The 22,079-nt window shown below is 70.3% G+C and carries 18 protein-coding genes; 7 read left to right on the plus strand and 11 right to left on the minus strand.

Annotated elements, in window-relative coordinates; all coding sequences use genetic code 11:
- Positions 1 to 13 precede the first annotated feature (13 nt).
- Complete coding sequence (locus tag JK363_RS12370) at positions 14 to 1,150, minus strand: epoxide hydrolase family protein (protein WP_201874757.1); 1,137 nt, start codon at positions 1,148 to 1,150, stop codon at positions 14 to 16.
- A 158-nt stretch (positions 1,151 to 1,308) separates the two neighbouring features.
- Here JK363_RS12370 and JK363_RS12375 point away from each other — a divergent pair, with 158 nt between their 5' ends.
- Positions 1,309 to 1,890 (plus strand): TetR/AcrR family transcriptional regulator, encoded by a 582-nt coding sequence (locus JK363_RS12375; protein WP_201874759.1) that lies wholly within the window; start codon positions 1,309 to 1,311, stop codon positions 1,888 to 1,890.
- Complete coding sequence (locus JK363_RS12380) at positions 1,887 to 3,365, plus strand: MFS transporter (protein ID WP_201874761.1); 1,479 nt, start codon at positions 1,887 to 1,889, stop codon at positions 3,363 to 3,365. Before JK363_RS12375 ends, JK363_RS12380 begins: the two co-directional genes overlap by 4 nt.
- Positions 3,366 to 3,421: 56 nt before the next feature.
- Here the strand turns inward: JK363_RS12380 and JK363_RS12385 are convergent, their stop codons facing one another.
- Positions 3,422 to 4,342 (minus strand): hypothetical protein, encoded by a 921-nt coding sequence (locus JK363_RS12385; RefSeq protein ID WP_201874763.1) that lies wholly within the window; start codon positions 4,340 to 4,342, stop codon positions 3,422 to 3,424.
- Positions 4,343 to 4,387: 45 nt separating this feature from the next.
- Positions 4,388 to 7,765 (minus strand): pyruvate carboxylase, encoded by a 3,378-nt coding sequence (locus JK363_RS12390; protein WP_201874765.1) that lies wholly within the window; start codon positions 7,763 to 7,765, stop codon positions 4,388 to 4,390.
- Positions 7,766 to 8,216: 451 nt separating this feature from the next.
- Between JK363_RS12390 and JK363_RS12395 the strand changes: the two genes are divergently transcribed.
- The 3 genes from JK363_RS12395 (at position 8,217) to JK363_RS12405 (ending at position 11,324) form a co-directional block, all read left to right on the plus strand.
- Entirely contained in the window at positions 8,217 to 8,870 is a 654-nt protein-coding gene (locus JK363_RS12395; protein ID WP_201874767.1) for an NADPH-dependent FMN reductase, read from the plus strand.
- A 130-nt stretch (positions 8,871 to 9,000) separates the two neighbouring features.
- Positions 9,001 to 10,614, plus strand: a complete 1,614-nt coding sequence (locus JK363_RS12400) for a GMC oxidoreductase (RefSeq protein ID WP_201874769.1) — start codon at positions 9,001 to 9,003, stop codon at positions 10,612 to 10,614.
- A gap of 194 nt (positions 10,615 to 10,808) precedes the next feature.
- Positions 10,809 to 11,324, plus strand: a complete 516-nt coding sequence (locus tag JK363_RS12405; RefSeq protein ID WP_201874771.1) for a hypothetical protein — start codon at positions 10,809 to 10,811, stop codon at positions 11,322 to 11,324.
- A gap of 67 nt (positions 11,325 to 11,391) precedes the next feature.
- On the opposite strand, the gene JK363_RS12410 is transcribed toward JK363_RS12405, so the two are convergent.
- The 6 genes from JK363_RS12410 to JK363_RS12435 form a co-directional block, all read right to left on the minus strand.
- Positions 11,392 to 12,666, minus strand: coding sequence for a DUF1266 domain-containing protein (locus JK363_RS12410; RefSeq protein WP_201874773.1), 1,275 nt, complete (start codon positions 12,664 to 12,666; stop codon positions 11,392 to 11,394).
- A 15-nt stretch (positions 12,667 to 12,681) separates the two neighbouring features.
- On the minus strand, positions 12,682 to 13,266 hold the full coding sequence (locus tag JK363_RS42295; protein WP_236075711.1) for a hypothetical protein: 585 nt from the start codon (positions 13,264 to 13,266) through the stop codon (positions 12,682 to 12,684).
- 60 nt (positions 13,267 to 13,326) lie between these two features.
- Entirely contained in the window at positions 13,327 to 15,165 is a 1,839-nt protein-coding gene (locus tag JK363_RS12420; RefSeq protein ID WP_201874775.1) for a glycoside hydrolase family 15 protein, read from the minus strand.
- Between the two features lie 116 nt (positions 15,166 to 15,281).
- Entirely contained in the window at positions 15,282 to 16,223 is a 942-nt protein-coding gene (tgmB, locus tag JK363_RS12425; protein WP_201874777.1) for an ATP-grasp ribosomal peptide maturase, read from the minus strand.
- 23 nt (positions 16,224 to 16,246) lie between these two features.
- The gene (gene tgmA, locus JK363_RS12430; RefSeq protein WP_201875063.1) at positions 16,247 to 16,438 is read right to left on the minus strand and encodes a putative ATP-grasp-modified RiPP; all 192 of its coding nucleotides are present in this window, start codon (positions 16,436 to 16,438) and stop codon (positions 16,247 to 16,249) included.
- A 212-nt stretch (positions 16,439 to 16,650) separates the two neighbouring features.
- Positions 16,651 to 17,724 (minus strand): mechanosensitive ion channel family protein, encoded by a 1,074-nt coding sequence (locus JK363_RS12435; protein ID WP_201874779.1) that lies wholly within the window; start codon positions 17,722 to 17,724, stop codon positions 16,651 to 16,653.
- 305 nt (positions 17,725 to 18,029) lie between these two features.
- Between JK363_RS12435 and JK363_RS12440 the strand changes: the two genes are divergently transcribed.
- Positions 18,030 to 19,247: an MFS transporter gene (locus JK363_RS12440; RefSeq protein ID WP_201874781.1), complete on the plus strand. Its 1,218-nt coding sequence runs from the start codon at positions 18,030 to 18,032 to the stop codon at positions 19,245 to 19,247.
- A gap of 21 nt (positions 19,248 to 19,268) precedes the next feature.
- Here the strand turns inward: JK363_RS12440 and JK363_RS12445 are convergent, their stop codons facing one another.
- Together JK363_RS12445 and JK363_RS12450 are read right to left on the minus strand one after the other, a co-directional pair.
- On the minus strand, positions 19,269 to 20,165 hold the full coding sequence (locus JK363_RS12445) for an endonuclease/exonuclease/phosphatase family protein (RefSeq protein ID WP_201874783.1): 897 nt from the start codon (positions 20,163 to 20,165) through the stop codon (positions 19,269 to 19,271).
- Between the two features lie 168 nt (positions 20,166 to 20,333).
- Positions 20,334 to 21,188, minus strand: a complete 855-nt coding sequence (locus JK363_RS12450; protein WP_201874785.1) for a lytic polysaccharide monooxygenase — start codon at positions 21,186 to 21,188, stop codon at positions 20,334 to 20,336.
- A gap of 217 nt (positions 21,189 to 21,405) precedes the next feature.
- Here JK363_RS12450 and JK363_RS12455 point away from each other — a divergent pair, with 217 nt between their 5' ends.
- Entirely contained in the window at positions 21,406 to 21,852 is a 447-nt protein-coding gene (locus tag JK363_RS12455; RefSeq protein ID WP_201874787.1) for a spore-associated protein A, read from the plus strand.
- The last annotated feature ends 227 nt before the right edge of the window (positions 21,853 to 22,079 follow it).

Below are 22,079 nucleotides of genomic sequence, written 5' to 3' on the forward strand. Positions count from 1 at the left end.
GTCCCGACCGGCGTCAGCCGCGGAGCGGACCGAAGAAGACCCGCAGGTCCGCGGCGACACTGCCGGGCAGCTCCATGGCCACGAAGTGGTGGCTGCCCGGGTTGCCCTCCGGCCAGTGGGCGATGGTGTTGTGGCGCTCGGCGAGCCGGCGGATTCCGGGCGGGCCGTTGTAGACACCGGTCGGGACGGCCTTCTGGCCCTCCGGCCAGGCGAACTCGGTGGACTCGTACATGGGCCACGAGGAGGAGCCGAAGGTGTCGGTGAGCCAGTAGAGGGTGAGATTGGTCAGCAGCAGATCGCGGTCGAGGATCTCCTCCGGCAGCTTGTCCGCCATGCTGAATTCGTTGAACTTCTGCGCCATCCAGGCCAGCGCTCCGACCGGGGAGTCGTGCCAGGCGTAGGCGAAGGTCTGCGGTGCGGCGCGCAGCAGGGCGTGGTGGTCCACCCCGGACATCCAGTCCTGGTTCTGCATGAAGGCGAAGGCGGCTCGCTCGTCCTCGTTCATGTCCGGGATATCGGCCTCGGTGGGAAAGCCGAGACCGCTGATCACATACACACCGACCACCTGGTCCGGGGCGGCCTTGGCCACCTCGGGAGCGACATACGCCCCGAGGTCACCGCCCTGGACGCCGTAGCGCTCGTAGCCGAGGCGGCGCATCAGATCGGCCCACAGGCCCCCCACCCGGGCGACATTCCAGCCGGTGGTGGGCGGCGGGGCGGAGAAGCCGAAGCCGGGCACCGACGGGACCACCACATGGAACGCCTGGGCGGGGTCGCCGCCGTGGGCGCGCGGGTCGGTGAGATGGCCGATGAGATCGAGGAACTCCACGAAGGAGTTGGGCCAGCCGTGCGTCAGGATGAGCGGCAGGGCGTCCGGCTCGGGGGAGCGGACATGCAGGAAGTGGATATCCAGACCGTCGATCTCGGTCAAGAACTGCGGGAACTCATTCATCCGCGCCTCGGCACGGCGCCAGTCGAAGCCGGTGCGCCAGTAGTCGGCCAGGTTCTTGAGATACGCCGGGGGAACGCCCCGGCTCCAGCCCTCACCGGGCAGCTGCCGGGGCCGGCGGGCACGGGCCAGGCGGTCGTTGAGATCGTCCAGGTCGGCCTGGGGGATGTCGATGCGGAAGGGGCGGATCTCGGCGCTCATCTCGGCGTCCTCTGCTGGGAGTTCCTGGGCGTTCGTCGTGCGATGTGCAGAACGGTAGAGGCCATATAGGCCAGAACATGTCCTCTATCGGCCATCGGCCCACTCCGGTTTCACCAGCTGAGTAGACACTGTCTACTCAGCCCTGGTAGACAGTGTCTATGAGTGAGGACATGGGGCTTCAGGCCCGGTTGGTGGACGTGGGCATCGACTTGGTGACAAGAGAGGGGGTGCAGGCCCTGTCCCTGCGCGAGATCGCGCGCCGGGCCGGGGTCTCGCACGGTGCGCCGCGCCGCTACTTCCCGACCCATCTGGATCTGCTGTCCGCCATCGCGCGCCAGGGCTTCGCCGATCTGGCCGACCGCACCGCCACGGCGATCGCGGACACCGAAGTCGCGCCACGCGCCCAGATCATGGCGCTCGGCCGCGTCTACCTCGACTTCGCGCGCACCGAGCGCGGCATGTTCGAGCTGATGTTCCGCCACGATCTGCTGGAGAGCGGCCGGCTCCGGCTGCGGGACACCAGCCTGCCGCTGTTCGGGGTGCTCGTGGACCTCGTGGCCCGCGCCCAGCCGTCCTCCGGGGCTCAACCGGCGCTCGTGGCCGGGGCGTTGTGGGCGAATCTGCACGGCATCGCCCAGCTGTGGGGATGGGGCAGCCTCCAGCTCGCCAACGGAACCGAGGACATCGAACCGCTGCTGCGCGCCACGGTGGACGCCCACCTCGGACCGGAGGCCCGATGAGCACCGCGCGCCGGACGCGTCTCACCCTCGTCAGCAGTATCACCGGGGCGGTCATCGTCGCCTTGGACGGCACTGTGCTGACGGTTGCCCAGCCCACCCTGGGCCGGGAACTCGACGCCACCTACGCCCAGGTCCAGTGGACCAGCACCGGATATCTCATCGCCGTGGCCGGCCTGTTGGTGTTCGCGGGCCGCCTCGGCGACCGGTACGGCCACCGCCGGATCTTCGCGGTCGGAGTGCTGGGCTTCGCCGCCACCTCGGCCGGGATCGGACTGGCACACGGAATCGGCTGGGTCATCGCGCTGCGCGTCGCCCAAGGAGTGTGCGGCGCGCTCTTGCAGCCCGCCACCCTCGGCATGCTGCGCGCCGCCTATCCGCCCGACCGACTCGGTATGCCCATCGCGCTGCGCACCAGCGCCATCGGGGTGGCGGCCGCGGCCGGGCCGGTCGTCGGGGGCGCGCTCGTCGCCCATCTGGGCTGGCGGGCGGTGTTCTTCCTCAATGTTGTCCCCGCGGTCGCCGTGGGCGTCCTGGCCCTCACCGACCGGACACCGGAGCCGAAACGGAACCCGGACGGTGTCCGGGGGCTCGATCTGCCCGGCGCCTGCCTTCTCGCGGTGGCCCTGATGTCGCTGGTGCACACGCTCGTCGCGCTGCCGGAGGGCGGCTGGACGGCCGCCACCTGGCTGGGACTCGCCGCCGTGCTGGTGGTCGGCGGAGCCTTCGTCCGGCGTGAGCGGCGTACGGCGGACCCGCTGATACCGGCCGGTGTGCTGCGCTCGACCGCCGTCAGCTCGGCCCTCGGTGTCCTGGTGACCGCGTCGGCCGCGCTGTTCGGAGCCCTGTTCGTCGCGACGTACTACCTCCAGGATGTCCTCGGCCTCGACCCCCTCCACAGCGCCCTGAGGTCGCTGCCACTGGCCGTGATGATGGTGGCGAGCGCGCCCGCCTCGGCCGTTCTGCTGCGGCGGCAGGGAGCGCGTCGAACGGTGGTGGCGGGGATGGTGCTTGTCGTGCTGGGTGTCCTGCTGATGTCCGGCCTCGACCGGTCCTCGTCCGCCGTGGCCACGGGCGGCTGCTTTCTGCTGCTGGGGGCCGGGTTCGGCACGGTGATGGTCACCGCGACCCATGTGATCGTGCATCAGGCGTCGGTGGACACCGCCGGGGTGGCCGGTGGACTCCAGCAGACCGCGATGAACATCGGCCCGGCGCTGGGTGTCGCCGCCGCGACCACGCTCATGGCGCTCGCCGCGCCGGACAACACCACCGGTGGCGGGGGCGCGGGGGAGGGGCCACGACTGGCGGCTGACGCCTTCCTCACCGCCATGCGGCCGACGTTCGCCGTCCTCGCGGCGGTGGCCGCCGTCGGCGTGGTCCTGGCCGCCCGACTGCCCGGCCGTACCGCGCTCACACGGCGGTCCCCGGAACCACCGGAACAGGCTGCGCCCGCCCCGGATCCGGCGTCACGCGTCTGATCCCACGGACGGCACGGGGGCGCCCGGCCGTGGCGCCCCCGCACCCGACGGGCTGCTTACGCCCCGGCGTTCAGCTGCGGGGGCGTCTCCGGCTGGGCGGGCGTATCGACCGTGCCGGTCGTGTCATCGGACCCGGCACCGTCTACGGCCTCGTCCTCCGCGGCCGCCCCCAGCTGGGCCGCCACCGCGTCCGTACGGCGTCGCAGGGCGCGGACCCGCTCGGCCGCCTCGACCTTCATCCGCCCCGGCTCCGCCGGGAGGACCGGCACCCCCATGGACTCGGCCGTGACGACCAGACTGTGCGCCACCTCGGGCTGCTGGGCCAGCAGCGCGGTGGTGAACAGATGGGCCCGCAGCGATTTCTCCCGGCCCAGCAGCCCCCCGTAGACGATCTCGCAGGCCACCTCCCGGGTGTCCAGCCGCTGTTCGCCGGACTGCTCCAGGGCGGCGAGGGCCACCGCGCCCAGACCCTCGACCACCTTGGTCACCGCCCATTTACGGCCGGGGAGCGGAGGCAGCAGATCACGGACGCGGTCGATCTCGGCGTCGAACCCGTCCGTGGTCATCGCGCTGAAGGCGTCGTGCAGTTGCAGCCGCACCACCTGCTTCCACGGGATGTCCTCCCCGTCGAAGCCCACCGACTCCGGACCGAAGCGCAGCGCGCCGATCGAGTCGAGGGGCCGCAGGGCCCGCGCGGTGATCGCGGGCACCCGCGGATGGCGGCAGACCAGCGCCCCCAGGGAGAACTCCCACTCCTCGGTGGCCGGAGCGGCCGGGGCGGGCAGCGCGCCGAGCACACCGACCACCCAGTCGCCGGATGCCGCCATCCCTGAACGGCCCGCGGCCGTACCACGGTTCAGCACATTTCTGCCCACCCCGGCCGCGGCGGATGTCACCGTGCCCGCGGCCGACGTCACCGTGCCCGCGGCGGATGTCACCGCGTCACCGATTCCGCGCAGCCTGCTCCGTGCCCCCATGTGATGCCGCTTCCTTCCGTCCGGCTGTCCGTCGGACGAAGTGTCTCAGTCGAGGGCGACCAGCAGATCGCCGCCCTCCACCTGCTGGATCGCGTTGATGGCGATCCGTGACACCGTTCCGCCCTTCGGGGCGGCGATGGTGGCCTCCATCTTCATCGCCTCGATCGTCGCCACTGTGGCACCGGCCTCCACCACGTCGCCCTCGGACACCGTCAGGGTCACCACACCCGCGAACGGCGCCGCGACATGGCCGGGGTTGGACCGGTCGGCCTTCTCGGTGACCGGCACATCGGTGGCCGCCGAGGTGTCCCGCACCTGGATCGGCCGCAGCTGGCCGTTGAGCGTGGACATCACGGTGCGCATGCCGCGCTCGTCGGCGTCGCCCACCGCCTCCAGCTCGATCAGCAGCCGGACCCCGGGGTCGAGGTCGACCGTGTACTCCTGCCGCGGGCGCAGCCCGTAGAAGAAGTCCTTGCTGTCCAGCACGCTGGTGTCGCCGTACGCCTCGCGGTGTGCCTCGAACTCCTTGGTCGGCCCGGGGAACAGCAGCCGGTTGAGCGTGGCGCGCGGCTCCTTCTCCAGCCGCTCCCGGTCCTCCGCCGACAGCTCGCCGTCCGTCGGCTTCGACGCGCCCCGGCCCTCCAGCGCCCGGGTGCGGAACGGCTCCGGCCAGCCGCCGGGCGGATTGCCCAGCTCACCGCGGAGGAATCCGATGACCGAGTCCGGGATGTCGAAGCGGTTCGGCTCGGCCTCGAAGTCCTCCGGCGACACCCCGGCTCCCACCAGGTGCAGCGCCAGATCGCCGACCACCTTCGAGGACGGGGTGACCTTCACCAGATGGCCGAGGATCCGGTCCGCGGCGCTGTACATCGCCTCGATCTCCTCGAAGCGGTCCCCGAGGCCGAGCGCGATGGCCTGGGTGCGCAGATTGGACAGCTGCCCGCCGGGGATCTCGTGGTGGTACACCCGCCCGGTCGGCGAGGCGAGCCCCGCCTCGAAGGGTGCGTAGACCTTGCGTACGGCCTCCCAGTACGGCTCCAGCGCGCCGACCGCCTCCAGGCTGAGCCCGGTGGGCCGCTCGGAGTGGTCGGTGGCGGCCACGATCGCCGACAGCGACGGCTGCGAGGTGGTGCCCGCCATCGACGCCACCGCACCGTCCACCGCGTCCGCACCGGCCTGGATCGCCGCCAGGTACGTGGCCAGCTGGCCGCCCGCGGTGTCATGGGTGTGGATGTGCACCGGCAGGTCGAACTCCCGGCGCAGCGCGGACACCAGCTTCACCGCGGCCGGGGCGCGCAGCAGTCCCGCCATGTCCTTGATGGCCAGCACATGGGCGCCCGCGTCCACGATCTGCTCGGCCAGCCGGAGGTAGTAGTCCAGCGTGTACAGCTGCTCCGAGGGGTCGGACAGGTCCGAGGTGTAGCAGAGGGCCACCTCGGCCACCGCGCTGCCCGTCTCCCGTACGGCCTCGATGGCGGGCCGCATCTGCCCGACGTCGTTGAGCGCGTCGAAGATGCGGAAGATGTCGATACCGGTGGCCGTGGCCTCCTGGACGAAGGCGTTGGTCACCTCGGTGGGGTACGGCGTGTAGCCCACGGTGTTCCGGCCGCGCAGCAGCATCTGGAGACAGATGTTGGGCACCGCCTCGCGCAGCGCGGCCAGCCGCTCCCACGGGTCCTCGGCGAGGAAGCGCAGCGCCACGTCGTAGGTGGCGCCGCCCCAGCACTCCAGGGAGAGCAGCTCGGGCGCGGTGTGCGCCACCACCGGGGCCACGGCCAGCAGGTCCTTGGTGCGCACCCGGGTGGCCAGCAGGGACTGGTGGGCGTCGCGGAAGGTGGTGTCGGTGACCCCGATCGTGGGCGACTCGCGCAGCCACCGCGCGAAGCCGTCCGGCCCCAGCTCGGTGAGGCGCTGCTTGGAACCGGCGGGCGGCTGGGCCGCGGGCACCCGCGGCAGCTTGGCGGCGGCGTCGATGAGATGGGGCCGCTCGCCGTGCGGCTTGTTCACCGTGACATCGGCGAGGTAGGTGAGCAGCTTGGTGCCGCGGTCGGCGGAGTGGCGCGCGGTCAGCAGATGCGGCCGCTGCTCGATGAACGAGGTGGTCACCCGCCCGGCCTGGAAGTCCGGGTCCTCCAACACCGCCTGGAGGAACGGGATGTTGGTGGACACACCGCGGATCCGGAACTCGGCCACGGCACGCCGGGCGCGGCCGATCGCGGTGGTGAGATCCCGGCCCCGGCAGGACAGCTTGACCAGCATCGAGTCGAAGTGGGCGCTGATCTCGGTACCGGCGTGGGCGGTGCCGCCGTCCAGACGGATGCCCGAACCGCCCGGCGAACGGTAGGCGCTGATCATGCCGGTGTCCGGGCGGAAGCCGTTGGCCGGGTCCTCGGTGGTGATCCGGCACTGGAGCGCGGCCCCGCGGGCGTACACCGACTCCTGGGCCAGCCCGAGGTCGGCCAGGGTCTGCCCGGACGCGATCCGCAGCTGCGACTGCACCAGATCGACATCGGTGATCTCCTCGGTCACCGTGTGCTCGACCTGGATGCGCGGGTTCATCTCGATGAACACATGCCGGCCGTCGCGGTCGAGCAGGAACTCCACGGTGCCCGCGTTGCGGTAGCCGATCTGACGGGCGAACTTCACCGCGTCGGCACAGATCCGCTCGCGCAGCTCGGGGTCGAGGTTGGGCGCGGGCGCGAGCTCGATCACCTTCTGATGGCGGCGCTGCACCGAACAGTCGCGCTCGAAGAGGTGGATGACATTGCCCTCGCCGTCGGCGAGGATCTGCACCTCGATATGGCGCGGCTCGACCACGGCCTTCTCCAGGAACACCGTGGCATCGCCGAAGGCGGCATCGGCCTCGCGGGACGCCGCCTCGATGGACTCACGCAGCGTCGAGGCGTCCTCGACCCTGCGCATACCGCGCCCGCCGCCACCGGCCACCGCCTTGACGAACACCGGGAAGCCGAGCTCCTCCGCGGCCCGCACCAGCTCGTCGATATCGGTGGAGGGCTCGGACGAACCGAGCACCGGGACCCCGGCCGCGCGTGCCGCCGCCACCGCGCGCGCCTTGTTCCCGGTCAGCTCGAGGATCTCCGCGCTGGGGCCGACGAAGGTGATCCCCGCCTCCTCGCACGCGCGCGCGAGATCGGGGTTCTCGGACAGGAAGCCGTACCCCGGGTAGACCGCGTCCGCCCCGGCCTTGCGGGCGGCGGAGACGATCTCCTCCACCGACAGATAGGCGCGGACCGGATGCCCGGGCTCACCGATCTCGTAGGCCTCGTCCGCCTTCAGCCGGTGCAGCGAATTGCGATCCTCGTGGGGGAAGACCGCAACCGTCCTCGCCCCCAGCTCATAGCCGGCGCGGAAAGCGCGAATGGCGATTTCTCCACGGTTGGCGACCAGCACCTTGCGGAACATGCCCGATCCCTTTCTACCTGCCCGTACGACCACAAGCCTGCCCGGTACGGGCGTGAGCTCGCGGGCGACACTAGCGCCGAGTTGCGCACAGGCCGCCCGCGTGTGATCCACTTCTCGTGAATGTATGCCGTGCTCCTACCCAGCCGCCCGGAAACATCTCGCCACTATGTGAGACGCCTGGGTGGCGACCGTCACGCTCCCCGGCGCATATACGGTGGTATGCCGCCGCCCGTTCTGTCCACTGTGTACCACCTGGTGGGCACGCTGACCGTCCGTGGTCATCCGGTGCTCATCGGTGACGGCGATGTGCCCGGACCGCCCAGCGCCCCGGGCGGCCCGCGTTCGGATCCCGATGGCGGGGCGGCCGGACGCGCAGCACACTGGTTCGCAGGGGTGCCCGGCTCCGGCGGGGCGCCGCACGGGAAGGTCCGGACGCCGGAAGGACACCGTCATGACCACGGAACCCCACCCGTTGCGTGTCCTCGTCATCGGTGCCGCGCTGCGCAAGGGGTCGACCAATATCCGGCTCGCCTCTCTGGTGGCCCGCCTGATCAACGACACCGGCGCCACCGCCGACCTCGCCCCGCTGTACGACTTCGACATGCCGCTGTACAACGGCGATGTGGAGGAGGCCCACGGACTGCCGCCCGGCGCGCTGGCCCTGTGCGAGCGGCTGAGGTCGAGCGACGCCTTCGTGATCGCGTCCCCCGAGTACAACGCGTCGGTGCCCGGGGTGCTGAAGAACGCCATCGACTGGGTCTCCCGGATCCGGCCACAGCCGTTCAAGACCAAGCACGCGCTGCTGGTGTCCGCCTCCCCGTCGATGGCGGGCGGCAACCGCGGGCTGTGGGTGCTGCGGGTGCCGCTGGAACACCTGGGCACCCGTGTCTACCCGGACATGTTCAGCCTCGCCAAGGCGCACGAGGGGTTCACCGAGAGCGGGGACCTCGCCGACCCCGGACTGCAAAAGCGGCTCACCGATACCGTCCGGGGCTTCCTCAGCCTGGTCGAGGCGGACACCCGCTACGGCTGCCTCCAGCGCCGGTGGTACGAGTTCCTGGGCGACCGCACCGGGGCACCCGTCACCCAGCGGGCCGAGGACTGAGCCCGGTCCGGCCGGACCTCACCACTCGGCGAACGCACCGTCCGCATCGGGATGGCTGTCGCGGTGGACTGCGGAAACGACCATGCGCCCGGTCATGGCCATTTGGGGGTTCGCCGCGCATCATGCCGCTATGGCAGCGAATCTGACGCGTCGTCACATTCTTGGGCTGGCCGCGCTACAGAGCGCCGCCGCCCTCGGGCTCACCCGTATCGGCCTCACCCCGGCGGCAGCCACCACGAGCGCCGACCAGGTCCCCGCCGTTGTGGTCGGTTCCGGCTACGGGGCCGCGGTCGCCGCGCTGCGGCTCGGCGAGGCGGGCATCCGCACCCTGGTCGTCGAGATGGGGCGGCTGTGGGACGCCCCCGCCGGCGACGGCCGGGTGTACTGCTCGATGACCTCCCCCGACCGGCGCTCCATGTGGTTCAAACACCGCACCGAGGCGCCCCTGTCCACCTTCCTGTGGCTGGATGTCATCAACCGGGACATCAGCCCCTACCCCGGTGTGCTGGACCGGGTCCGCTACCCCGGGATGTCCGTCTACGTCGGCCGTGGCGTCGGTGGAGGATCGCTGGTCAACGGCGGTATCGCCGTGACCCCGCCGCGCGCGTACTTCGAGGAGGTGCTGCCGGGCGTCGACGCCGACACGATGTACGGCAGCTACTTCCCGCTGGCCAACCGGATGCTCGGCACGGCCACCGTGCCGTCCGCCTGGTTCGAGTCCACCGAGTGGTACGCCTACGCCCGGGTCGCGCGCTCCCAGGCGCAGCGCGCGGGGCTGAAGACCGTGTTCGTGCCCAATGTGTACGACTTCGACTACATGCAGCGGGAGGCCGCCGGGACCGCCACCAAGTCCGCCCTGGGCCAGGAGGTCATCTACGGCAACAACTTCGGCAAACGCAGCCTCGACAAGACCTATCTCGCGGCGGCGCTCGGCACCGGAAACGTCACCCTCCACACCCTCAGCCACGTCAGGGCCGTGACGCAGGACACCGACGGCTCCTACGTCCTGACCGTCGACCGCATCGACGACACCGGCGCCGTCACCGCCACCGACGAGATCGCCTGCCGTTCGCTCTTCCTCGGCGCGGGCAGCCTCGGCACCACCGAACTGCTGCTGCGCGCCCGCGAGACCGGCGCGCTGCCCCGGCTGAGCGGGGAGGTGGGCCGGGGCTGGGGCGGCAACGGCAATGTGATGCTCGGCCGCGCCAACCACGTCTGGAACCCCACCGGGTCGCATCAGTCCACCATCCCGGTGATGGCGATCGACGCCTGGTCCGACAGCAAGAATCCGGTGTTCGCCGAGATCGCGCCGCTGCCGGCCGGTATCGAGACCTGGGTCAGCCTCTACCTCGCCATCACCAAGAACCCCGAACGCGGCACCTTCACCTACGACGCGGCGCAGGACACCGCCGTGCTGAACTGGAGCTCCGGCCAGAGCGCCCCCTCCGTGGCCGCCGCCAAGGCCCTCTTCGACCGGATGAACTGGGCCAATGCCACGATCTACCGGCACGACCTCTTCGGCGACACCCGGGCCTTCGCGGACGACTTCTGCTACCACCCGCTGGGCGGCTGTGTACTGGGCCGGGCCACCGACACCTACGGCCGCGCGGCCGGGTACGAGCGGCTGTACATCACGGATGGTTCGCTCATCCCGGGCTCCATCGGAGTCAATCCCTTCGTCACCATCACGGCCCTGGCCGAGCGCACCATGGCCCGGGTGCTGGCCGAGGACGACGTGGGGTAGCCACCGTCCGGACACCCCTGGCCGACAGGTATGTTGTCGGAACACGATCAGGTGCCAGGGGCGTCGGAGGAATGATGGGTACGGTGGCGGCCGCGCGGAACCCCGGGGGCACCGGGGACCCACCCACACCGGTGGTGTCCGGCCCCGACCGTACCTGGCCCTCCTCGCTCAAGTGGGCTTTGCTCATACCGGTGTTGAGCACTTTGGCTGGCTGCTTCTCCCAGTACCCGTACGGCATGTGGCTCGGCATCCCGCTGGTGTTCTTCGCCGCCGGTGCCGCCGCGGTCGTCGTGGGTGGCCTGTGGCACCGTGGGGGCGCGGCCGCTATGGCGGGCATCGCGGCGCTCGTGCTCGCGTTCTTCGCCGGGCCCGCGCTCTACGAGCTCTACGCGAAGAAGGCGGGTGACCCGGTCGACGCCGTGGTGACCAAGACCGGGCACCGCAAGTCCCTCAAGGGAAAGCCGCTGGAGAGCTGCACCGTGGTCGACACCACGGGCGGCATCCACCACATCTCCCAGCGGCAGAACTGCTTCGGCCAGTTCAGGACCGGTCAGCAGGTGATCCTGTACAAGGACCCGGCGGGGTTGCTCGAGCCGTTCGCCGACACTCCCGGCAACCGCGCCCCCGACCTCACCGGACTGGGGATATCCGCCGGGCTGTTCGCGCTCACCGGGGGGAGCGTGTTCCTCGCGGGGCAGCGGCGGCGCTGACACCGCCGACCGCCCCGCGTGGCGCTCTCAGGCCGTGTCGTGTGGATCACCTCGGGCCCGCGACGGCCTAGCTGAAGGGGAGGGTGAGCCAGGGGCTGGCCGGGTCGGTGGTCAGGATGCGATGCGCCGTGAGCATGTCCTCGTACCAGCTGCCGAACTCCTCCTCGTCGAAGTGGAGACAGCGCCCGAGGATGTACGCGGCGGAGAACTCCTCCCAGGAGCGGTAGTTGGCCTGGGCCGCGCGGCTCGCCCGCAGCACCGCGTGCTCGGCCTCGGGCAGGGTGCAGAACCGGGCGGCCATCCCCCAGCGGGCCATCCCCGAGGCCCGGCCGTAGTCCCAGGCCTCCACGGTGCGGATGAACTTCCCCTCGGTCAGCAGCCCGTCCGCGCGGAACCGGGCCTCGTACCGGGCGATCCGCCCGATGAGCCGCTGGATGCCCGCGACCTGCGCCTCCAGCTCCGCGTTCTCCCGGGGCTCGGTCTTGGTGACCCCGTCGGGAGTGATCCGGAACTCGGCCTCGGCCGCGTTGCGGCGCAGCACCCGCTCGGCCACCGCCCGCCAGTGGTCCACCCCGACCGGCCCGGCGAAGTCCAGGGCCAGTGAGCGGCGGACACCGAGCGCGAACTCCCAGACGCCGCTGATCATCTCGGCGGCGAGCAACGCCTCCTGGGTGCGCTGCCACTCCTCGCGGCTGGTGACCCCCCACCACTCCTTGAGCCGGTTGCGCTCGCTGGTGTAGCCACCGCCGTGGTAGGCCATGGCGTTCCACAGCTCACCGTTCTTCACGAACAGCAGCGCCGCGCAGGCCAGTCCGTGGGCCACCGGCCCCTCCGTGGCCCCGCCGGAGTCCAGTCCGCGCAGTTCGAGATGGGAGTGGCCGCAGCCGGTGGTGTTCTGGGCATGCTGCTTCCACAGGGCCCGCTGCGCGGGTCCCGCGGGGAAGAACGTCTCACACGGGGTGCCGGGGTTGATCACGATCCACTGCGGATCGTCGTGCCGCCACTCGTCGGCGAACCAGCCCAGGGACTGCGAGAGGAAGACCGTCTCCGGATGGGGAGCGGGGAGCATGCCCTCGGTGAGCACCGGCAGGCACTCCGCCCCGACCTGCGGATAGAAGTACGGAGTGAACCGCACCGTCCTCGGATGCGCCTGGAGCCGGGTGTACGAGTCGGCCACGAACAGATCCGTACGCGCCAGCACATCGAAGTACGCCGGCCAGTCACCGCGGTTCTTCGCCTCGTACAGCTCCCGCTCGACACGGCTGGGCGCCTGCCATGCCGCCGTCGCCCCATGACCGCCGTGTTGTTCCGGCCCGGCGGTGAGCCCCTCCCCGTTCCCCATGACGGTCAACCTTATCTATCCGAACGCGATGACCATGAACACGGTCAGCAGCCACAACACCGGCACGAGCACCACGAACGAGGCAGGGCGCCGGAAAACGGGCTTACCGATGTCCGGGCGTGCCCCGAACGGGTCGTGGCCGGGGTCCGGCAGCTTGTTGATCTTCGAACGTGCCACCAGGTCGGCGATGATGGTGAACGGATTGAACAGCCCTGCCGAGAACGGGCTCCACCACCCCTGCCACAGCGTCCTGCTCATCATGTCGCGGAACACCGAGGTGCCGCAGATCCGGCAGAACGGGCCCTCCAGCTTGCGGAAGGTCATCATCACCAGCATTCCCTGGTGGGCGCGGATGGTGACATCGGCCGCGGGGAAGCCGCCACAGATCCGGCAGATGTGCTGACCCTGGGCGCCGGGCTGGGGGTACGCCCCGGGCTGACCGTACGGACCCGGCTGCCCGTACGCCCCGGGCTGGGCCGGGGCGCCGGCGAACGGCTGCGCCGGCGCCTGCACCTGCGGGGCCGCCGGGGCCTGGGGCGCGCCGTAGCCGGCTCCGGGAACCGCGCCGTAGGGATTCCCGGGCGGTGGTGGCTGTGACATGAACGTCCTTCGGAAAGACATGTACATGGACAGGTCAAACCTATCGCCCATGCCATCCGGTCAGCCCAGCGCCCGGTCGAGGTTGAACGCCGCACTGATCAGGGCGAGGTGGGTGAACGCCTGCGGGAAGTTGCCGCTCTGCTCACCGGTGCGGCCGATCTCCTCCGCGTACAGCCCGAGGTGGTTGGCGTATGTCAGCATCTTCTCGAAGGCCAGCCGGGCTTCGTCCACCCGGCCCGCCCGGGCCAGCGCCTCCACGTACCAGAACGAGCAGATCGAGAAGGTGCCCTCCTCGCCCGGCAGCCCGTCGGGGCTGCGCTGCGGGTCGTAGCGGTAGACGAGCGAGTCGGACACCAGCTCTTCGCCCAGGGCGTCCAGCGTGGACAGCCACTTGGGGTCGGTGGGGGAGATGAATTTGGCGAGCGGCATCATCAGTACCGCGGCGTCGAGGACGTCATCGCCCTCGTGCTGGACGAACGCCCGCCGCTCGGGGGACCAGCCGTTGCGCATGATCCGCCGGTAGATGGTGTCGCGGGCGCGTGCCCAGCGGAGGGTGTCCGCGGGCAGCCCGCGACGGCGGGCGATCCGCATGGCCCGCTCGATCGCGACCCAGCACATCAACTGCGAGTACAGGAACCGCTGGTCCCCACTGCGGCTCTCCCAGATGCCGCGGTCGGGCTGGTCCCAGTGGTCGCAGACCCAGCCGACCAGTTCGCCGATGGTGTCCCAGTGCTCGCTGGACAGTGGCTGGCCCCATTTGTCGTAGAGGTAGAGGGAGTCCACCAGGGCGCCGTAGATGTCCAGTTGCAGCTGTTCGACGGCCTTGTTGCCGATGCGGACCGGGGCCGAACCCAGGTAGCCCTCCAGATGGGGCAGTTCCTCCTCGGGGAGGTCGCTGCGGCCGTCGATGCCGTACATGATCTGGAGCGGTCCGCGCGGGCCCTCCTGGAGGCGGATGTTCTCGGACAGGAAGCGGACGAAGTTCTCGGCCTCGTCGGTGAAGCCCAGCCGGAGCATCGCGTAGATGCAGAACGCGGCGTCACGGATCCAGACGTAGCGGTAGTCCCAGTTGCGGGTGCCGCCGATCAGCTCCGGCAGACCGGCGGTGGGCGCGGCCACGATGGCACCGGTCGGAGCGTAGGTGAGGAGCTTGAGGGTGAGCGCCGAGCGGTGCACCATCTCGCGCCAGCGTCCCCGGTAGCGCGACCGGGACAGCCAGCGGCGCCAGTACCGCACGGTGGCGCCGAACTGCTCCTCGGCCTCGGCCAGCGGGCAGGCCCGGGGCCGTACCGAGTCACCGATCCGGTCCAGCGCGAAGACCGCGGTTTCGCCCTCGACCAGTTTGAAGGTGGACACCGCGTCCTGGCCGTCGGCCTCGAGAGTGACGCTGGCGGTCAGCGCGAGCGACAGATCAGGGGAGGCGAAGATGGTGTGGTCGTGCCCGATGTCCAGGGAGTGGGTCTGCCGGCCGTAGTCGAAGCGGGGTGCCACCCGCGCGGTGAACGGCATCGATCCGCGGACGCACAGCACCCGGCGGATCAGCCGGTGCCGGTCGGCCTCGCGGGAGTCGTCCGTGATCGGCATGAAGTCCTGGACCTCGGCGACCCCGTCGTCCGCGAAGAACCGGGTGATCAGGATGTTGGTGTCGGGGAAGTAGAACTGCTTGTTGCGTACCGGCACGTCCGGGGCGAGCTCGAAGGCCCCGCCGCGGTCGGCGTCCAGGATCGAGGCGAAGACGCTGGGGGCGTCGAACCGGGCGCAGCAGTACCAGTCGATGGTGCCGTTCGTGCCGACGAGCGCGGCCGTCCGCAGATCGCCGATCAGTCCGTGCTCGGCGATGGGGAGGTAGCGGGGCGCGTCCGCCTTGCTGGGGCGGAGAAGTCCTTCGGGCGCGGTCATCCGGACCTCCCGCGCTTACGGGGCAGGAGTTCTTCAGTTATCAGGGTACGACCGGCCGGCCGGGGCGACGAATCAGTCGCCGCCGGGCGGTACGGGTCTGCCTTCGGCGGTGCGGGTCAGCAGCCTTCGGCACTGCGGGGCGCGGCCAGCCAGGACGCGACGGCCGCCGCGATGGGCTGGCCGGTCTCCAGCTCGATAAAGCCGAACTGGCCACCTTGATTGCACTCCAGGAACCACCAGAGGCCCTCTTCGTCCTCGGCGAAGTCGAAGGCTCCGTAGGCGAGATTGGTGAGTGACATGTACTCGTGGACCGCGCGAACGATTCTGTCGGGCACTTCCACCGGCTCCCACAGATGTCCATGGCAGCCGAAGCGGCCATCCACCTGGTCGGCGGCGGAGACCTTACGCGCTGCGAACAACTGATCACCCACACAGATCAGCCGGATGTCGGCTTGCTTAGGAATGAACCGCTGGAGAAGGGTGGCCCCGGCGGCGACGTCCGAGAAATCCGTGTCAGGCCCGATGCGGGTGGTCGGGAGGGTGACCGGGGGATCGACGCTGGGCGGGCCGGAGGTGGATTTCACGACGATGTCGCGGAACTCGGCCGCGAACTCATGGGCCGCCCGGGGATACGTGGTGACGAGAGTGGCCGGAACGGCGAAACCGCTCCGCTGGGCAATCCTTAACTGGAAGGGTTTGCAGCGCGCCAGCACGGCGGCGCCGGGGTGGTTCATCCAGCGGGCCGTCGTGGAGTAGAGCATCCCGTAGAGGGCCTGGCCGCACTCGGCGGTCAGCCACTCCGAGGGCTCGTCGGCGTGCGCCGCGGGCTGTCCCGGTCTGCGCACCCAGATCGAGCGCAGGCCGTGCATGCTCATCAGGCGTCCGCCGGTCGACAGGTAGCCGGTGAAGTCACCGCGGTCGAAATCGGCCGACAGGGCGGCGTCCTTGGGAAGGTCCGCGGGATCGAAGCGGACGAGGGGGACGCCGCGTTCGCGCAGCTCCGCCACCACCAGGTCCGCCGTCACATCCTGGCGGCACGTCAGGATGAGTACCGTCATCGAAGTTCTTCTGGTTCAGTCGGTCAGTCGTCGAAGTGCGTCTTCGAACCAGCTGTTGAGGTGGTCGTACCGGTGGCCAGAAGCACCGCCCGGTCCGCGATGGCCGGACGCCCGTCGGAAAGCACATTCAACTGGAGGGCGACGTTATACGAGTAGGGAACAATCACCGGCGATTGGTCGGCCGGGATTGCGTGGCCCAGTGCAAAAGGCTGCATGAGTGACCTCTGGTGCTCCATGAATTGTTCCAACCGTCACGACAGTACGCACAAAAGTGTAGGAGACTCTCAACGAACTGTTATGTCATTTCTATGGCGGTATGAAATACGTCACAAGAGGCAACCCTGAGCTCATTCGGTTACATCAGGTCATGCCCACTTCATCGCCGGACGGGAAGTCATACGGAGTGCGTACGAAGCGAAGCCGCAACTCAGAGTGAGGAAGGGGAGATGAACCCCGGTCCGGTCGGCGGTTGTTCCTGCTGGGGGAGGAGAAGGGTGCGGGTCGGCAGCGGGATCTCGATGCCCTCCGCACGGAACCTGCTGTGCAGTTCCTTCATGAACTCATGCTTGATCAGGTACTGGTCGCTGAACTCCAGGGCGCGCAGGAACACCGAGAAGTCGATGCCCGACTCGCCGAAGGTGTGGAACCGCACGGTCGTCTCGTGGTCGGCGACCCCGCCGGAGACGTCGGCCATCACCTTCCCGGCGACCTCCAGTGTCACGCCCTCGACATGGGCGAGATCGCTTCCGTAACCGACTCGTCCTTGCACCATGACGGACATCTGCTGTTCCGGCTGGTGATAGTTGGTCATGATGGTATTGCCCAGTTTGGCGTTCGGGATGATGACGAGGTTGTCCGAGAGCTGACGCACCGCGGTGTTGCGCCAGTTGATGTCCACGACATAGCCCTCCTCCCCGCTGCTCAGCCGGATGTAGTGCCCCGGCTGCACCGTCTTGGAGGCGAGGATGTGCACCCCCGCGAACAGATTGGCCAGGGTGTCCTGAAGGGCCAGCGCCACCGCCAGACCGCCCACGCCCAGCGCCGTGAGCAGCGGCGCGATCGAGACGCCCAGCGTTTCCAGCAGCACCAGCACACCCATCGCCAGCACCGCTATCCGCGTGATGTTGACGAAGATGGTGGCGGTTCCGGCCACCCCCGAGCGGGACAGCGCCAACGTCCGCACCAGATCGGCCACCACCCGCGCCGCCGTGACCGTGGTGACCAGGATCAGCACCCCGATCAGCACCTGGTTCACATCGTGGCCGACCGACGAGGTCAGCGGCAGCGCCGCGGCCGCCGCCGACGCGCCCGCGGCCAGTGCGGCCCACGGTGCCAGGCTGCACAGGGTGTCGACGATGATGTCATCGCCGCTCCACCGGGTTCTCCGGGCCCGCACCCCCAGCCAGCGCAGGCCCAACCGCAGCAGCAGACCGACCGCCACGCTGCCGAGCAGCGCCGCGCCGACCACGATGATGTCGTGCAGGGTGAGCGCGCGGTTCATCGGCCACCACCCCCTGTTGCCGCCGGGGCGGAGCGCCGTCCGGAGTGCTGTTCTGTCACGCTGTCACCTGCTCGATCCGGGAACTACGGGTCGTGCCGGGGCACATCCGTTCGGCCCCGGCGCAAGGTGCCTATCCTGCCCCATGCGGTGAGCGGCCCAGGACGGCCCCGGGGCCGACCCCGGTCATCGCCGGTCATCGCCGGTCAGCGGGGTGGCCGGGGCCTGCCCGCCGGAGCGGATCCGGTGACGGGCACGGCCGTACGGGACGGCTGGACTCCTGTCGCTTTGTGGTGAAATGACGCAGCATGGGGACTCAGGAATACGAGGCAGACCGGACCTGGCCGTTCGTCGTGGCGGCCTACGCCTTTGTGGCCACGATGGTCGGCACCACTCTGCCCACCCCGCTCTACGACCTCTACCAGCGATGGTTGGGCTTCTCCCCGTTCACGTCCACCATGATCTACGCGGTCTACGCCCTCGGTGTCATCGTCGCGCTCCTGCTGTTCGGCCATCTGTCCGACGCCGTCGGCCGACGCCCCGTCATGCTGGCAGCCCTGGTGCTGTCCGCCGCCAGCGCGCTGTGCTTCCTCGACGCGGACGGACTGCCGGAGCTGTTCACCGGCCGTACGCTGTCGGGGCTTTCGGCCGGGCTGATCACCGGCACCGCCACCGTGACCGTCATCGAACTGGCGCCTCCGCGGCTGCGAAACGCCTCCACCCTCGTCGCCACCGTGGCCAATCTGGGCGGGCTGGGCCTCGGTTCCCTGCTGGCGGGCGTGCTCGCGGAGTGGGCCCCGGCGCCGCTGCGGCTGGTGTTCGTGGTGGACCTCGTCCTGGTGACGCTGGCGGCGGTCGGGGTGCTGGCCCTCCCCGAGACCGTACGGCGCACCGGCCGTCCACCGGTGCGGCCGGAGCGGCTGCGCGTGCCCCGCGACATGCGTTCCACCTTTGTGCCCGCGGCCATGGCCGGGTTCGCGGGCTTCGCCACCTTGGGGCTGTTCACCTCCGTGACCCCGACCTTCCTGCTCGATGTGGAGGGCGAACGGGATCTCGCCGTCGCCGGTGGTGTGGTGTTCTCGGTGTTCGCCGCCTCCCTCGGCGGTCAGTTGCTGGCACAGCGTCTGGGCATCCGGCGGGCGCTGCCCGGGGGGTGCGCCCTGCTGGTGGCGGGTATGGCCGCCATCGCGGGTTCGCTGGCCGCTGCCTCACTGCCGCTGCTGGTGTTCGGGGCGGTGGTCGCGGGCACCGGCCAGGGGCTGTCGTTCCACGCCGCGGTGCGGGCGGTGACCCGGCGGAGCCCGGCCGCGCGGCGCGCCGAGGTCACCTCCGCCCTGTTCGTGCTGATGTACCTGGCGATCTCGATCCCGGTGATCGGGGTCGGGGCGCTGTCCGTCGCGGTCGGGGTACGGACCGCCGGGCTGATCTTCACCGGCTGTGTGGCTCTGCTGGCCACCGCCACCCTGCTCCGGCTGCCGCGCCACGGCGACCTGGAGGAGCGGCCCGTGGCGCACCGGGGCCGATAGGCGCGTCGCGGGTCGCGCCGGTCACAGCTCCAGCACCACCCGCACCGGCAGATGGTCGCTGGGGAACTGGCCGTCGAGGGAGTAGGTGTCGATGACGGCGTGACGGGTGCGCACCCCCGGCGAGGTCAGGATCCAGTCGATCCGGTCCCCGTCGGGCACCAGCGGACCGTAGCCGTGAAAGGTGGCGTACTGCTTGCCGCGCCGCTCGGCGGTGTCCCAGGTGTCGACCAGCACCCCACCGTCGAGCATCGCGTCGTAGACCGGATTGCCGTGGGCGGCCACGTTGAAGTCCCCGGTGACGATGCGGGGAAGGGCCTTGTCGAGCCCGTGCAGCCGCTCGGTGATCAGTGCCGCGGCCCGCTCCCGGGCGTGCTGACTGCGGTGGTCCAGATGGGTGTTGAGGGCGTAGAACTGCCCGTCGGTGGCGCGGTCGAGGAAGCGGACCCAGGTGACCATGCGGACCACGGCCCCGCCCCAGGTGTTCGACCCGATCACATACGGGGTGTCGGAGAGCCAGAAGTGGTCGTACTCCAGCGGTTCCAGCCGGTCGATGTCGTAGAAGACGGCCATGAACTCGTCCCGGCTGCCGCCCGCCCGGCCGGTGCCGAGCCAGGTGTAGCGCGGTCCGAGGTCATGGGCGATATCGCGCAACTGCCCGTACAGCCCCTCCTGGGTGCCCAGCAGCTGGGGCCGGGCCCGGCGCAGCAGTTCGCGCATGGCGGGGCGGCGCTGGGCCCAGGAGTTGGGTTCGGAGTCGGAGGCGTAGCGGAGGTTGAAGGTCATGGCGGTCAGCCGCGGGTCATCGCCCGAGGGGGCGTCCGCGGCGGCGTCCTGGGCCTGGGTGACGAGCGGGAGCGCGAGGGCGGTGGCGGCCGCGGCACGCATACCGTGACGACGGCTGAACACAGGTGCGGGCATGGCTCCTCCAAGGTCCGGCGGTGACCCTTCAGTCTCGGGTCGCACGGTGTGGGCGGAGTGTCCTGCGGGGTCCGTGTGGGGGAACGTACGACCACATGCCGACGGCCTCAAGAGGCGGAGCCGCTGGGGATCTCGGAAGGCGCGAAGTCGGCTGTGGCGGTGGGCGGTTCAGGGGTTCGGCCGTCGCCGCCGTACGGTCGTCGCGACGCCCGCGCCGAGGACCAGCACCGCGGCCCCGCTCGCCAGCAGCACCGGGGTGGTGGAATCCCCTCCGTCGTCGTCGGCGGCCGCGGTGCGGGCGGCGGGCGTCTGCCGGGACGGTGACGTCTTGGGCGGCTGTTCCGGCTGTTCCGGCTGCTGGGCCTGGGCGGCCTTTCCGTCGGCGGGCGCTGTCAACACCACGTCCGAGCAGGAGTAGTAGGTGTCTGGGGTGCTGGTGTTGCGCCAGATTGTGTAGAGCATCTGACGGCCGGTCCGGTCGGACGGCAGCTTCGCCTTGATCCGGTACGCGTTGTCCACCAACGCCGGGTCGGTGGCCTTCGCGAACGGCTTCGCCTCCAGATCCGACCAGGTGAGCGGCTGCTTCGGGTCATAGCCCCGCTTGGTCAGATACAGCTCGAAGGTCCCGGTGTGGGGGATGGTCGACCGGTAGGTGAGCGTGAGGTCCTCCCCGACGGTCAGCCGGGTGGACGGCCAGTCGCCGCGCGGCAGATCGAGCCCCTTATAGGCGTCGAGCCCCGCGCTGCACAGCTTTCCGTCCGGGATCCTCCGCCGGTCCTCGCCGTTCACGCCCGCGACCCGCAGATTGTCCCAGTGCTCCGCGCCCGGTCCGTTGGCCTTGCCCGCCGCCTGGCATGCGGCCGACCGCGCGTCCTTCCCGCCCTCGGGGGAGCAGGCCACGGTCCGGCTGACGGGGTCCGTGGGAGCGCCGTGCGCCGCGGCGGGCCCGGCGGCCAGCGCCGTCAGCAGACAGGGGACGGCTCCGAGCAGGGCGGCCGCGGCGGCGGTGCGGTACGAGGTCATCCGAGACGGCCCTCCAGGCTCCGGTTCACGGCGGGGCAGCGGCCCGCCTCCCCATCCCATACGGGGTGCAGCGGTGCGGCGTTCATTCCGGAACGGGCCGTCGCACCGCCGGGTCAACGGTCGAACGCACAAGCGCTTCACGGTAGTACAACCTTCTTCGGCCTCAACATGTCACTTATTTCAGACGCAAAAAGTGTCTAGGAGACAAGGGGGATAAATGAAGATTTCTCGAGGTATCGCCGCAACCGCCGTCCTGGCGTCCGCTATCGCCGGCACCGCGGCCCTCGCCCCGCAGGCGTCAGCCGCCGCCAAGGCCGCGTACAACGGGGCCTGCGGAAGCGGCTACAAGGTGGTCAACTCGGCGCCGATCGGGTCGAAAGGCACCGTCTTCCTCACCTACAACTCCTCCAAGGGCAAGAACTGTGTGGTCACCGTGCGCAACGCGGCGGGCTCACCGGTGGAGATGTTCGCCTACCTCTACGCACACGGGGCCTCCGAGTCGGTCGAGGACAGCGGCCTGTACCGCTCGTACGCCGGACCGGTGTACACCAACGGGCGCGGCAAGTGCGTCGACTGGGCCGGTGGCATCGACAACCAGTCCACCTGGACCTACGGCTCGAACTGCGGCTCGCTGAAGGCGCACCGCGTCACCAAGGGCTGGTGATCCCGGTCCCGGTCGTACACCACCGGGACGGCGGCGGGGGCACCGCTCCACGGTGCCCCCGCCGCCGCTCGTCCGCACACTCCGGGAATCAGCCGCGCGGCATATCGGTGGGTGAACCGACGGATGCCGGGTGGCTTCGGTGCAAACAGGGCGGGCTCCCAGGGGTGTCCCGGGCGATATGCGCTGGTGGAAAGGGGAGGGGGCGTTCGGATGGGGCGAGGGCATGA

The sequence above is a fragment of the Streptomyces coffeae genome, from assembly GCF_016741875.1.
GTDB classification, from domain to species: domain Bacteria; phylum Actinomycetota; class Actinomycetes; order Streptomycetales; family Streptomycetaceae; genus Streptomyces; species Streptomyces coffeae.

Bases quoted from the DNA above. Each gene is read 5' to 3' on its own strand.
- JK363_RS12450 (WP_201874785.1), bottom strand. From the start codon at position 21,188: ATGACCTCGTACCGCACCGCCGCCGCGGCCGCCCTGCTCGGAGCCGTC.
- JK363_RS12370 (WP_201874757.1), bottom strand. From the start codon at position 1,150: ATGAGCGCCGAGATCCGCCCCTTCCGCATCGACATCCCCCAGGCCGAC.
- JK363_RS12400 (WP_201874769.1), top strand. From the start codon at position 9,001: ATGGCAGCGAATCTGACGCGTCGTCACATTCTTGGGCTGGCCGCGCTA.
- JK363_RS12440 (WP_201874781.1), top strand. From the start codon at position 18,030: ATGGGGACTCAGGAATACGAGGCAGACCGGACCTGGCCGTTCGTCGTG.
- JK363_RS12385 (WP_201874763.1), bottom strand. From the start codon at position 4,342: ATGGGGGCACGGAGCAGGCTGCGCGGAATCGGTGACGCGGTGACATCC.
- tgmB (WP_201874777.1), bottom strand. From the start codon at position 16,223: ATGACGGTACTCATCCTGACGTGCCGCCAGGATGTGACGGCGGACCTG.
- JK363_RS12395 (WP_201874767.1), top strand. From the start codon at position 8,217: ATGACCACGGAACCCCACCCGTTGCGTGTCCTCGTCATCGGTGCCGCG.
- JK363_RS12390 (WP_201874765.1), bottom strand. From the start codon at position 7,765: ATGTTCCGCAAGGTGCTGGTCGCCAACCGTGGAGAAATCGCCATTCGC.
- JK363_RS12410 (WP_201874773.1), bottom strand. From the start codon at position 12,666: ATGGGGAACGGGGAGGGGCTCACCGCCGGGCCGGAACAACACGGCGGT.
- JK363_RS12375 (WP_201874759.1), top strand. From the start codon at position 1,309: ATGAGTGAGGACATGGGGCTTCAGGCCCGGTTGGTGGACGTGGGCATC.
- JK363_RS12435 (WP_201874779.1), bottom strand. From the start codon at position 17,724: ATGAACCGCGCGCTCACCCTGCACGACATCATCGTGGTCGGCGCGGCG.
- JK363_RS12380 (WP_201874761.1), top strand. From the start codon at position 1,887: ATGAGCACCGCGCGCCGGACGCGTCTCACCCTCGTCAGCAGTATCACC.
- JK363_RS12445 (WP_201874783.1), bottom strand. From the start codon at position 20,165: ATGCCCGCACCTGTGTTCAGCCGTCGTCACGGTATGCGTGCCGCGGCC.
- JK363_RS42295 (WP_236075711.1), bottom strand. From the start codon at position 13,266: ATGTCACAGCCACCACCGCCCGGGAATCCCTACGGCGCGGTTCCCGGA.
- JK363_RS12420 (WP_201874775.1), bottom strand. From the start codon at position 15,165: ATGACCGCGCCCGAAGGACTTCTCCGCCCCAGCAAGGCGGACGCGCCC.
- JK363_RS12455 (WP_201874787.1), top strand. From the start codon at position 21,406: ATGAAGATTTCTCGAGGTATCGCCGCAACCGCCGTCCTGGCGTCCGCT.
- tgmA (WP_201875063.1), bottom strand. From the start codon at position 16,438: ATGCAGCCTTTTGCACTGGGCCACGCAATCCCGGCCGACCAATCGCCG.